The organism is Vibrio sp. NH-7 (assembly GCF_053643215.1).
In genome coordinates this window covers 379,399-391,810 of record NZ_CM132188.1, presented here as the reverse complement: position 1 = coordinate 391,810, position 12,412 = coordinate 379,399, and the positions used below count along the sequence as shown (strand labels likewise).

The 12,412-nt window shown below is 46.8% G+C and carries 12 protein-coding genes; 11 read left to right on the top strand and 1 reads right to left on the bottom strand.

Features of this window, described 5'->3' with window-relative positions; all coding sequences use genetic code 11:
- Positions 1-69 precede the first annotated feature (69 nt).
- From ACUALS_RS16060 to ACUALS_RS16010, 11 genes are all read left to right on the top strand, one after another.
- On the top strand, positions 70-438 hold the full coding sequence (locus ACUALS_RS16060) for a HesB/IscA family protein (RefSeq protein WP_038216821.1): 369 nt from the start codon (positions 70-72) through the stop codon (positions 436-438).
- Positions 439-440: 2 nt separating this feature from the next.
- Positions 441-1,904 (top strand): Fe-S cluster assembly protein SufB, encoded by a 1,464-nt coding sequence (sufB, locus tag ACUALS_RS16055; protein ID WP_454449833.1) that lies wholly within the window; start codon positions 441-443, stop codon positions 1,902-1,904.
- A 4-nt stretch (positions 1,905-1,908) separates the two neighbouring features.
- Positions 1,909-2,655 (top strand): Fe-S cluster assembly ATPase SufC, encoded by a 747-nt coding sequence (gene sufC, locus ACUALS_RS16050; RefSeq protein WP_454449832.1) that lies wholly within the window; start codon positions 1,909-1,911, stop codon positions 2,653-2,655.
- Complete coding sequence (gene sufD, locus ACUALS_RS16045) at positions 2,630-3,901, top strand: Fe-S cluster assembly protein SufD (protein ID WP_454449831.1); 1,272 nt, start codon at positions 2,630-2,632, stop codon at positions 3,899-3,901. Before sufC ends, sufD begins: the two co-directional genes overlap by 26 nt.
- Positions 3,894-5,126, top strand: a complete 1,233-nt coding sequence (locus ACUALS_RS16040; RefSeq protein ID WP_454449830.1) for an aminotransferase class V-fold PLP-dependent enzyme — start codon at positions 3,894-3,896, stop codon at positions 5,124-5,126. The genes sufD and ACUALS_RS16040 overlap by 8 nt, the downstream gene beginning before the upstream one ends.
- A gap of 5 nt (positions 5,127-5,131) precedes the next feature.
- The gene (locus ACUALS_RS16035) at positions 5,132-5,554 is read left to right on the top strand and encodes a SufE family protein (protein ID WP_454449829.1); all 423 of its coding nucleotides are present in this window, start codon (positions 5,132-5,134) and stop codon (positions 5,552-5,554) included.
- A 336-nt stretch (positions 5,555-5,890) separates the two neighbouring features.
- Complete coding sequence (locus ACUALS_RS16030) at positions 5,891-6,229, top strand: thiamine-phosphate diphosphorylase (RefSeq protein WP_179944642.1); 339 nt, start codon at positions 5,891-5,893, stop codon at positions 6,227-6,229.
- 156 nt (positions 6,230-6,385) lie between these two features.
- A complete protein-coding gene (locus ACUALS_RS16025; RefSeq protein WP_454450036.1) occupies positions 6,386-7,792 on the top strand; it encodes a DUF3404 domain-containing protein in 1,407 nt (468 codons plus the stop codon).
- A complete protein-coding gene (locus ACUALS_RS16020) occupies positions 7,770-8,420 on the top strand; it encodes a response regulator transcription factor (RefSeq protein WP_454449828.1) in 651 nt (216 codons plus the stop codon). Before ACUALS_RS16025 ends, ACUALS_RS16020 begins: the two co-directional genes overlap by 23 nt.
- Positions 8,417-9,229 carry a DUF2861 family protein gene (locus ACUALS_RS16015; RefSeq protein WP_454449827.1) on the top strand — a complete coding sequence of 271 codons (813 nt, stop codon included), beginning with the start codon at positions 8,417-8,419 and terminating at the stop codon, positions 9,227-9,229. Before ACUALS_RS16020 ends, ACUALS_RS16015 begins: the two co-directional genes overlap by 4 nt.
- 99 nt (positions 9,230-9,328) lie before the next feature.
- The gene (locus ACUALS_RS16010) at positions 9,329-11,587 is read left to right on the top strand and encodes a glycoside hydrolase (RefSeq protein WP_454449826.1); all 2,259 of its coding nucleotides are present in this window, start codon (positions 9,329-9,331) and stop codon (positions 11,585-11,587) included.
- Between the two features lie 57 nt (positions 11,588-11,644).
- Here ACUALS_RS16010 and ACUALS_RS16005 read toward each other — a convergent pair whose 3' ends face one another.
- Positions 11,645-12,385 (bottom strand): DeoR/GlpR family DNA-binding transcription regulator, encoded by a 741-nt coding sequence (locus ACUALS_RS16005; RefSeq protein WP_005470013.1) that lies wholly within the window; start codon positions 12,383-12,385, stop codon positions 11,645-11,647.
- Positions 12,386-12,412 lie beyond the last annotated feature (27 nt).

Sequence of the window (12,412 nt, the reverse complement as noted above, 5' to 3'; positions counted from 1 at the left end):
AACTCATGGTTGATAAATAAATGATAATCAATATCATTCTCATGCATTTGCGAACAATAGGAATTTTAAATGAGTATTCCAAGTTCAGATTCAACTCAAATCTCTATTCACGATATGGAGTGGCAAGGAGTCCGTCTCTCTGAGAGCGCGGCAAAACGCGTCGCGGGGCTAACCAAACAAGGACAGTATTTTCACCTTAGTGTCCGCCCTTCTGGCTGCACTGGGTTTGCCTATGAAGTCACGCTAGTCGACACCATCGCAGACGATGATTTGCGATTTGAGTCACACAACACCCCTTTCTATGTCTCGTTGAGCGCTATGCCAATGCTTGACGGTACTGAACTGGATTTCGTCCGCCAGGGCCTTAACAGTCATTTCGTCTACAACAATCCCAATGTGAAAAACCTTTGCGGTTGTGGCGAAAGCTTTGGAGTTTGATCATGTGTGCAGTTGAAACACAGCCCGAAGTCGAAGAACTATTCCAAACCAGTCATTACAAAGAAGGTTTTTACACCCAACTTTCCTCTGACACACTCTCCAAAGGCATCAACGAAGACGTTGTTCGTGCCATCTCAGCAAAACGCAGTGAACCAGAATGGATGTTGCAATTTAGGTTAGATGCCTTCAGGAGATGGCAGCAGATGGAGGAGCCGCACTGGCTCAAAGCCGAGTATCCCGAGCTGGATTATCAGGACTACAGCTACTACTCAGCACCAAGCTGCGCAAGTTGTGACACAGGCTGCTCGGATGATGGTTCCAATGAATATTTGACCAGAGAAGTTGAAACCGCTTTTGAGCAACTCGGTGTGCCAGTTCGTGAAGGTGCGGAGGTGGCCGTTGATGCCATTTTTGATTCCGTTTCTGTTACGACAACCTACAAGAATGAATTGAATGAATTGGGAATCATCTTTTGTTCATTTAGTGAAGCGATCCAAGAGCATCCCGAACTTGTACAGCAGTATCTTGGCACGGTCGTTCCCCCTGAAGACAATTTTTTTGCCGCGTTGAATGCAGCTGTCGCCTCCGATGGCACCTTTGTTTACATTCCTAAAGGTGTTCGATGTCCTCGGGAGTTGTCGACCTATTTCCGCATCAATCAAGCGAAGACAGGCCAGTTTGAACGCACCATATTGATTGCTGATGAAGAAGCTTATGTCAGCTACATCGAAGGTTGTTCAGCCCCCATGCGCGATAGCTACCAACTGCATGCCGCGGTTGTAGAAGTCATTATTCATGACCGTGCAGAAGTAAAATACTCGACCGTTCAAAACTGGTTCTCTGGCGAAGAGGATAGCCAAGGCGGCATCTTAAACTTTGTTACCAAAAGAGCTGTATGCGAAGGCGACCACAGCAAGATGTCATGGACTCAATCTGAAACGGGTTCTGCTATTACCTGGAAATACCCAAGTGTCATTCTCAAGGGTGACTATTCTGTTGGGGAATTCTTCTCAGTGGCGCTGACTAATGGCGTTCAACAAGCCGATACTGGGACAAAGATGATTCATATCGGTAAACACACGCGTTCTACCATCATCTCAAAAGGTATCTCCGCGGGGAAGAGTGAAAACAGTTATCGCGGCCTAGTCAAAATACTACCCAACGCAGAAGGGGCGCGTAATTTCACCCAATGCGACTCAATGTTGATCGGCACTCAATGTGGCGCACATACATTCCCTTACATCGAAGTGAAAAACCCAACGGCACAAGTGGAGCATGAGGCAACCACCTCTCGGATCGGTGAAGACCAACTGTTTTACTGTGTGCAACGCGGCATCAGTGAGGATGATGCTATTTCCATGATTGTAAACGGGTTTTGCAAAGACGTTTTTTCAGAATTACCGCTTGAGTTTGCTGTAGAAGCCCAAAAACTGCTTTCAATCAGCCTTGAGCATAGCGTGGGATAAATCAATGCTAGAAATTAAAGATCTACACGTGAGTGTAGAAGACAATCCAATACTTAAAGGCATCAGCCTGACGGTGAAGCCAGGTGAAGTTCACGCGATCATGGGGCCGAATGGCTCGGGTAAAAGTACCCTTTCTGCGACACTAGCCGGCAAAGACGACTACGAAGTTGATAGGGGTGAGATGTTGTTTAAAGGTAAAGACCTAACCGAACTCGATCCAGAAGAACGGGCTGGTGAAGGTGTCTTCCTTGCGTTCCAATATCCCGTTGAGATTCCGGGTGTCAGCAACAAGCTTTTTCTCAATACCGCATTAAATGAAATTCGTAATTATCGTGGCCAAGAGCCGTTAGATCGCTTTGATTTTGAAGATCTATTGGAAGAGAAAGCAAATCTACTCAAGATGCCAACCACCCTGCTAAACCGTTCAGTGAATGAAGGTTTCTCTGGCGGTGAAAAAAAGCGTAACGACATTTTGCAGATGGCGATGTTGTCACCCGATCTGTGCATTCTTGATGAAACGGACTCAGGCCTAGACATTGATGCTTTGAAGGCCGTCTCTTCTGGCGTTAACGCTCTGCAAGATGGTCAGCGAGCCTTCATCCTTGTCACTCACTACCAACGAATTCTGAATTACATCAAACCAGATTATGTGCATGTCTTGTACAAAGGAAAAATCGTTAGATCAGGCGATCACACACTGGCACATGAGCTAGAGGAGAAAGGCTATGGGTGGATTACTGGTGAAGAGTAACTGTCCTTCAGTGGATACCTTACAGCACCTAGTACAGGGTCAAGACTGGCAAAAAAATCAATTTGCTAAAGCCAAGTCTGTAGGTTTACCTAGCGCTAAAGAGGAAGGGTGGAAGTACACTTCTCTCGAATATTTCTATTCGCTGCCATTACAATCTGCCGCCTTGCAATCTGCAGAAAATATCTCTTATGAAGGGCTCAGCCTAGGTATCGATGCCTATCGACTCGTTTTCTTTGATGGCCACTTTTCAGCCAGGTGTTCAGATTGGATTCCTAAGGTGCGGGTCACTCCACTCAACGTGCTAACCGCAGTCGAAACCAATGAGCTCTCGCGCTCAGTGCGAGCCGATGCGTTTACCTACCTGAATGATGCGACAGCATCAGGCGGCGTGCTGATTGAAGTCGAGCCCAATACGCGAGTCACCAAGCCGATTTATCTGCTGCATATCAGCTCTGGTCAAAAAGGCGAAGTGTGTAGCTATCGCCATCATATTGAGATGGCTCCCCTATCGGAACTCGAAGTGATCGAACACCACATCTCACTTGAGCAAGGCGGTGGAGTGACGTTGTCACGATTAACAAGCTATATTGGTGAAGGTGCTAACTACCAGCACACCAAGTTGATCGAAGAATCGAATCAGCAACATCACTTTGGTCACAACGATATTCGTTTGCAAAGAGATGCCAAAGCGAATTCAACGGCCGTGTTGTTATCAGGCCTGTTGGTGCGTCATCAAACCAGCTCAGAACTGAGCGGCGATAATGGAGAGTTGGCGATGAACAGCGTCGCCATACCGAGAGATAAGCAGACATTTGATAGCCGAACGTATCTTAAGCACAATGCTCCACACTGCCGCAGCGAGCAAATGCATAAGATTATCGGTCGAGACAAAGGCAACGCGGTCTTCGATGGCATGATTTACGTTGATCCGGTCGCCCTGAAAACTGATGGCCAAATGGACACCCATAGCTTGTTGCTCAGTGACCATGCACAAGTAAACTGCAAACCTCAGTTAGAAATTTACGCCGATGATGTGAAATGTAGCCACGGCGCAACCACGGGGCAACTGGATAACAATCAAATTGACTATATGCGTGCCAGAGGAATAAACCGACAACAAGCCGAACAGATGCTGTTGTCCGCGTTCGTTTGCGAGGTTGCCGACAAAATCCGCCATCCAAGCCTGCGAAGTTACGTGAATACCAGACTTGCAGACTCGTTACACAAAGAGGTTAACTATGGCTGATTTACCTCCCATTGTAAGCCCGTGGGCAAAGGACTTTCCAGCGCTAGGTACGCAAGTCTATGGTAAACCGCTAGTTTATCTTGATACGGCCGCCACCGCTCAGACACCTACTCCAGTGATCGAGAGAATGACGCAATTTTACCAGCGCGACTACGCTAGCGTTCATCGTGGCGCACACTATCTCAGCGCTAAGGCGACCGAAGATATGGAGCTGGTAAGAACTCAAGTTGCTGATTTCATCAACGCCGCCGAAGCCAGCAACATTGTGTTTACCAAAGGCACCACTGAAGCCATCAACTTAGTGGCCAATAGTTACCTTCGACCAAAAGTAAAAGCAGAAGACGAAATCATCGTCACTGAGATGGAACATCATGCCAACCTTGTCCCGTGGCAACTGTTATCCGACCTTTGCGGTGTAAAGATTCGCGTCTGGGAAGTGAACAACCAAGGCCAACTCGATGTGGCAGAGCTGCAAAAACTGCTCAACAACAAAACTCGCTTAGTCGCATTGACCCATATTTCTAATGTGCTAGGACAGGTAAATCCGGTGAAAAATGTAGTCAAATTGGCGCACCAAGCAAACGTGCCTGTACTGATAGATGGTGCTCAAGCGGTTATGCATCAGCAAGTGGATGTCAGCGAGTTAGACTGCGACTTTTATACCTTCTCTGCCCACAAACTCTACGGCCCAACAGGTACTGGGGTGCTTTACGCCAAAACCGAGCACTTGACTAGCATGGTGCCATGGGAAGGGGGCGGCGCGATGATCGATCAAGTGACGCTTCCCATCGGCACATCTTATGGGCAAGCGCCGTGGAAGTTTGAAGCAGGGACGCCCAACATCGCGGGTATATTAGGTTTAGGGGCTGCGATTGAGTATGTTGAAAACATCGGCCTGAACGCAATCGCGGCTCACGAAGCCAAGCTCATGCACTACATGGAAAAGTCTTTAGCCAACGTGGCTGGAATCGAAATCTATGGAGAGAGCAAAAATCGCAGCGGCTTGATCTCATTTAACCTCAAAGGCCATCACGCGTTTGACGTGGGCGCATTTCTAGACAGGTACGGGATCGCAATTCGAACTGGCCACCACTGCGCCATGCCGCTGGTGAAAAAGCTCGGCCAAAGCTCTGTCTGTCGCGCGTCCATAGGACTGTACACCAGTTCTAACGATATCGACAACTTGTGTCAGGCGCTGCAACGAGTCAGCCAGTTGTTAAGGTGATTATCATGACACCAGAGAAAGTACTCAAAAACTTTATCCGCTGCGCCGATTGGGAAGAGCGATATCTTTATCTCATCGAACTCGGTGAACGCTTACCCGCCTACCCGTTAGATAAACAGCAAGATGACTACCTTGTAGCTGGCTGCCAAAGTCAGGTTTGGGTCGATATTCAATGCTCAAAGCAAGGAATTCTCACTTTACGCGCCACCAGCGATTCTTCCATCGTTAAGGGGTTATTGTCGTTAATTTCGATTGCTTACGATCAGCAAAGTGTCGAGCACGCGAAACGCTTTGACATTCATGCTTGGTTTGATTCGCTAGAGTTAAAATCTCACCTTACTCCGGGAAGAACGCAAGGGCTGGATGCCATTATTCAACACGTTCGCCATCTCGCGGCTGAAAGTGACATTACACCGCTCCCCCAATAGCGAATAGACATCACATCAAGAGGCCCACACTCTGGCCTCTTACTCTCAAACAAAATCGTTTGTCGTCTAGATAAAATCCATCAGTTGCTGCTCTCACACCTAGTCACTACACTGCGCCCGTCCCCAGCGCTGTGGGCCTATTATGCTCTTTAATATTGATGACTCTTCGATGCAACCAAACTATCTGGTTGATCCAAAAACGCTCCCCCTAGATAGCCCCCTTTTAAAGAACTCGTTCTATTAACCTTTTGAGCACATGTAAACGCTCTCAACTATCTACATGACTTTATTGGAGTACTCGTTGTGAACAAACTTAAAGGCATCAGCCAGAATCGCATCGGAAAAGAACGTATCAAGCGTGAATATGATCTGCGCGTTCTTAACCTCGTCGGTGAAAGCGAATACGAATCTCGTATGGCGATCTGGAACAACCTTAACTTCACGAATGATACCGTCAATGACATTAAAACATTTGTCGATCAGGCATTTAGCAAGTTACAGCAAGAGCTGTCTAACAATAAGGCGGAGCTAAGCATCGATTACAATGAGTTTGTAATTACTGCAAACGAAGAGATTAACTACATTAAAGGCAATGTCGCGGATACCACTTCTCAGTACTTTTGGTATGCGATGATTGCACTTATGGTGGCCGGTACAATCGCGATTTGCATTTGACGCCAAGCAGACCCAATATCACTCTACTCTTTTGAGTTGTCTATTTCATTCGAAGTGGGATATCTGCTCCCGCTTCGACAAATGTTGACAGATAGATTACAAAACCCTGCTGATTCGTTCTAAAATCTGTTCACTGTTTTGATTTTGGACTCTCTGATGCTCGGGCGCTTGTACCTCATCTCGCTGGCTTACCTTTTTTCTTGCGCGGCATTTGGCCAAGATTTACAACACCAATGGCAAGCATTGTACCAAGAAGCGTGGCAACAGACAGAGGTCACCATTAAGCAATCTCATATTGCTCAGTTTCCAAAAGCACTGTGGCTATCAAGCAGTCAGTACCCAAATTTCGAGCGCTTTAGCTGGCAAGACTTACGTGCACTAGAGCAAGTTGCCACCGACTGCCGAGCAACTGCGAATGCACCGCAGCACATCTCAGACGCAATCGAATTTGAGCTGGCGTTATGCCAAAACAAACAGCTTGATCCCGCTTGGTTTGCCAATCACACATTGTTGCATCCCGCGGGTGGCAGCTACGCAGACCGCTATTTGGAACAAGGTAAAGCGCATAACCAAGTATTCTCACCCGAGTTTCTTGCCTTCACCAGCTTATCCAACCCGAATAACCCACTCTATTCACAAGTTTCCTCGCTTTCTGCAGAAGGTAAACAAGCCTTGATTAACGGTTATCGAGCTTGGTTAGAAGGTGATGCCTTATGGCTAAGTGGAGAGTCTGGCTGGAAGCGAGTAACGGCAAATGTCTGGCAGCCACTTGCGAAACACTACAACATCACCCTAACAGGAAACAGTTGTGGCTTAACTTACAGTAACTTGTGTATTAGTCATACTGACACGACTTGGCTCAGTCAGCAGCAGTTGTTGTTGCTTTTCGGCACTTTAGTTGCTGTGTTTATCGCTCGGCTTAGCGTACTCAAACACAAACAGCAGCGAGAAAAGCGCTTTGTTCTACAATTATTGACTCACGAGTTGAGAACGCCTATCACCAGCTTGGGGCTCACCATCGAGCTGTTTCGTGATCAATTCGATCAGTTTGATTCAGAGACTCAGCAAGCGTTTTGGCGTTTGCTGGCCGACTACCAAAGACTGTCGCAACTGACAGAGAACAGCAAAGTCTACCTAAATGCGAGCAAGGGAACCGCACTGCTATCCCAAACGGCCTCGGTACATGATTGGCTTACCCATTGCTGCGACAAACATCAGGTCGAATTTTCACTTAATCAAGATAAAGAGATAACGCTGCCCTATTACTGGCTTTCTGTTTGTTTAGACAACTTAATCAAAAATGCGAAACAACACGGTCAAGGCGAAGTCTATGTCAGCGCGCACCTTGGCAAAACACTGACTATTGAAGTTCAAGATCAAGGGCATTTCCCAAATCCTTGGCAGCGCATGTTTAGGCGAAGAAAGGTGTCCAGCGATAACATGGGCATAGGTTTACACATCGTTGCCCACCTCATAAAGCTCGCTAATGGCAAGCTAATCTTATTGCGTAAACCAACTCGATGTATTTTGGAGCTGCCGTATGAGCACAATACTTCTGATTGAAGACGATCAACTCCTAGGACAAGGCCTCGTCAGCGTCTTTGAAAACAATCACTACCGATGCTTATGGGTGCAAAACAGCGAGCAAGCCAAAAAGCTATGGTATAAAGCAGATTTGGTGATTCTCGACAGACAGTTGGACGACGGCGATAGCTTACAGCATCTCCCGCATTGGATGTTGCTTAAGGCACTCCCAGTGATTGTGTTAACAGCCAGAGTCACGGTTGAAGAGCGCGTGGAAGGCTTGATGGCCGGCGCTAAAGACTATGTAAGTAAGCCATTCTCTACCGATGAGTTGCTCGCACGTGTCACTTCTCAGCTTCGTCCCTTAGGTGGTGGCCAACTCAATTATGCCGACATCCAAATAGATATAGGTCGACGCCAAGCAAGCATTGGGCCGCAGTCGGTCGCACTCAAACCCAAAGAGTTTCAACTCTTACTGTTGCTGGTACAAAATCAAGGCCGAGTGTTTCATCGCGATGAGTTACTCAATAAAATTTGGGGTTATGAAGCCTTTCCAAACACACGTACGGTCGACAATCACGTTTTGCATTTACGCCAAAAACTGCCGAGCTTAAACATTGAAACTCACCGAGGCGTAGGCTACCGACTGAGAGAGGCAAACCAATGAGTAAATCCGCATTGTTTGGCGCCACGTTTTTGATCGCGCTCGTCGCCTCGACGCCCTGCCATAGCGAGCTATTCCTTGATACACCGCTGCAACCGGCGTATCAAGCAACACTCAATCGACAGCCTCAACTTGCTTGGCAAGAGCTAACCCTTGCTCTCAGTCAGCACGAACTTGACGACCACCTCTGGTTACCTGTGAAACAAGAAGTCCTCCACCAGACCGATTGTGGAAGCGCTCTGTCAGGTGGTACGACTAACAACCTGCGGCTCAGCTTTGTGAAGCGATTGGGTACCACGGCGAAAGGTTATCAGGTGCGAATTTCCACAGAGAACAGCCCGAGCACCATGGATGTCACGTTATTTACCCCAGATGGTTCGCCATTAGTCTCAGGGCAATTTGCCGCAGGGCAAAGCTATCAAGAACTTGAAAGTATTGAGTTGTTACAGAAACCACGTTCTGGGGTCTTCAATCTTGTTATTGACGAGCAAACCATTGGATTAGTCATTGCTATTGAAGATCAGTCGCAATGGCTCGTCTTTAATCAACAGCGCGCCATCCCAACCGTCGAACTGAATCTGCCACAAACCCTTCCAGGTTGCCCGAGTGTGTCGGCAAGTTGGCAGTGGTTTGATAGCGATTATCGAATGTTGGGTCACAAAGTCGCGTTTCAACAAAACCCGCAGCCAATACCAGCCAACAGCCCTTATCAAACACAAGCAAAACACCTTAGTGCTAGCGTCGAACGAGTCGAGTTTCAGCATGGAGTTCGCATCGAATACATTCAACGCATTGCCATTCCATACCAGTAAAATCATAGGCATCACTCATTCTCGAATGGAGACAAATGGGTGACAAAACTCTAGGTAGATTCACGTTAAATACTCCTAACTTAATGTCGGAGTTTCACAATGAAATTAAATCTACTTTTTTTAACAACGCTACTGGTTGGCAGCACTTTGGCGGCCAGCACGTTAGCCCAACCAATTGAGCTCACTGCAAATAAACAACACGTCTCAATTGTTCCGGAAACCTTACAGATAGACTGGAACGGTTTGTCCATCAATGACAATGCCCTATCGATCAATCAGCAAACCAGCTCCAGTTATCGGCTGATAAAGAAAAGTGCAACGTATGCGAGCTGGCAAGTTCAACCAAGTGGTATCCAATTGCAAGCGTCGCTGGAGGGCGAGGTTTTGCAACTCACATTGACTCCGCCAAACAACCTGAAGATTGACCGAAAACACCCGTTAGTGATTGATTGGTTTGAACTCAACGAACAAAAAGTCGATACCTTGTTATTACCCCTTAGCGAGGGAATGCGTATTCCAGTGAAGCATGCAACTTGGGCAAACTTCCTTGCTGATGAATACTCAGGCTCAAATACGACTCAAGGCTTGAAAATGCCCTTCTGGAGTGCGGAACAACAAGGGCGCTTTATCAACTACCATTTGTTGTCACCCACGAATAACCAGTTGAGCTTCTCGAACCACAAGGGTCGAGTTGATATGGCGCTAAACCATCACTTCACTCCTTTGAACCGTAATCAGCCGCTGCGAGTAAACATCTCTATAGGTGACGACATGTTGAGCGGCGCAAAGCAATACCGAACCTGGCGACAGACTCAGCGGCTAGCCGCCCCCTTAAGCGCGAAAATTGCCCGTAATCCAGAGATAAAAAAACTGATCGCAGCCAACCACGTTTATCTCTTTGGCACTGGCCCTCTTAGCATTCAGGATGTCAAAAACTGGTGGGGCCTAAACGAATGGTATACAAAAAGATCAGGGTTAATCCTGTCTCGTGAGGCAGAAAAAGAACTGTCTTCATTGAGCAAAGATCAAAGTTGGTTTAGCGCATTTCACAAGCAGTTGCTGCTAGACGAATTACAATCCTCGTTAACGAAAAAATTCCCAGTGCCTCACCCAAGCTTAATTGACAACACCATTGCAACTCAGTACCAAATGGCACAGGCTCGTAAATCGTGGCTGATTAAACAAGCAGGCCAATACTTAGTTAAACCATCAAAGTGGGGCCAGGCGTTATCTAGCGATATGCTTAGCACCTTTCAACAAGCGGGTCTTTCCCATTTGTGGCTTGGCTTTGATAATTGGATGCCAAGTTTCTATCAACCGGAAAGCGTAAATAAATCCAAACAACTTGGCTACCTTGTCGGGGTTTACGACTCATACAACACGGCGATTGCACAAGGTGTGAATGATGGATGGCTCACTGCCTTGCTCCCTGACGAGATGCGTAATGACTGTGCGATTGAAAAAGCTAATGGGGATAAAAAAACCGGTTTTCGCGGTAAAGGCTTCTATCTGAATCCAAATTGCCACTTAGATTATGTCAAGCAACGTGTTCTCGATATTGCTCATTACGGGGGGTTCAATAGCTTGTTCCTTGATGTTGACGGTACATCAATGGCTCGAGAAGACTATGGAGATAACAGTAGCCAAACTGAGGTCCTGTCTGCTTACAACAAACGTTTAAATTGGATCAGCCAGCAAACATCATTGGTATTAGGTTCTGAAGATGGGAATGCATTAACCAGCACAGGTATGGCGTTTGCTCACGGATTGGAGACAGTGGGCTTTGGTTGGGTAGATCCGGATATGACCAAGAATAAACAATCTAAGTACTACTTAGGTCGCTGGTACCCCAATCACAAGCCTGAATATTTCTTCAAATCAGCACAGGTAAAAGAGCCTTATCGCAGCTTGCTGTTTTCACCTCAATATCGCCTCCCACTCTATCAAGCGGTGTTTCATGATGAGGTCATCAATAACCATCATTGGCATAGTGATAGCCTAAAGTTCAGTGACGTTAAAGCGTACCGAGACCTCACAGCAATGCTATACAACACTCCAGCAATGGTTCATTTAACAAGAGACGAGGCACTGAGTGTTAACAGCCCAAGAATTAAAGCTCTTCAACATTATCAAGCCGGCTATTCACCACTCCATAAGGCTCTGTGGGATAAGGCGCTGACCGACTTTGTTTGGCTAAACCCGCTCGGTACGGTGCAAAAAGCGACCTACTCTGATGGCAGCATTATTGTGGCTAACTTTACCCAACAGCGCGTCAAATACGGTGACAAGCACATTGACCCGCTTGCGATTTACGCAGAGCTTAGCGATGGCACGCGGTTAGATTGGCAGAGTCAGTAAATGTAACCGAACAAAGTGCGCCACGGAACCGTTACCCGTGGCCACTCAAATGCAGTGCTAACCAAAGTAGACAGTCACACCTTTTCGTTTAAGAAAGTCGATATCAGCTTTTGGTGCCGATTTATCAGTAAGCAATATTGAGATCTGGTCTGTCGCACCGATAGTAGAAGGGAAGATTTGACCAAACTTGCTTGAATCAGTGAGGATAATATTGCGACGCTGTTTAGCCAAAATAGTGTCGGCAATGTCTGCACGCATCATATCTCGACTAGTGAAGCCCGTATCTTGGTGGAAACCATCAATACCCAAAAATGCAGTACTAAAATGAATGTTTTCAATACAAAGCTTGGTAAGAGGTCCAACTAAGCTTTCACCTTGATGCTGATACACACCACCGAGCAATATGATGTTTGCAGAGGTATTGCGAATTAGGTGAGCGATGTAAGCAGAGGGGGTGATAATGGTAACGTCACCTCGCTCCGCTAACGTCCTAGCCAACAAGGCGTTGGCACTGCCACCTTCAATCAACACCGTTTCATTAGGAGCAACTAGGTCAGCCGCTTTATTGGCTAATGCCTGTTTAATATCAAAGCGTACTTCGAGCCGACTATCGATGTCGTCGCTTTGCAGTGCCATCGCCGCACCATGAACACGCTTCAAGTAACCTTCATGCTCTAAGAAATTCAGGTCTTGACGAATAGTTACTCCAGATACGCCTATTATCTCTACCAATTCAGTCACTTGTATACGTTTTCGATCATTGACGAGTTGCAGAATTTCATTTTGTCTTGGGTTCATCGTACTGGCTCAATAAGGTAAGAGGCA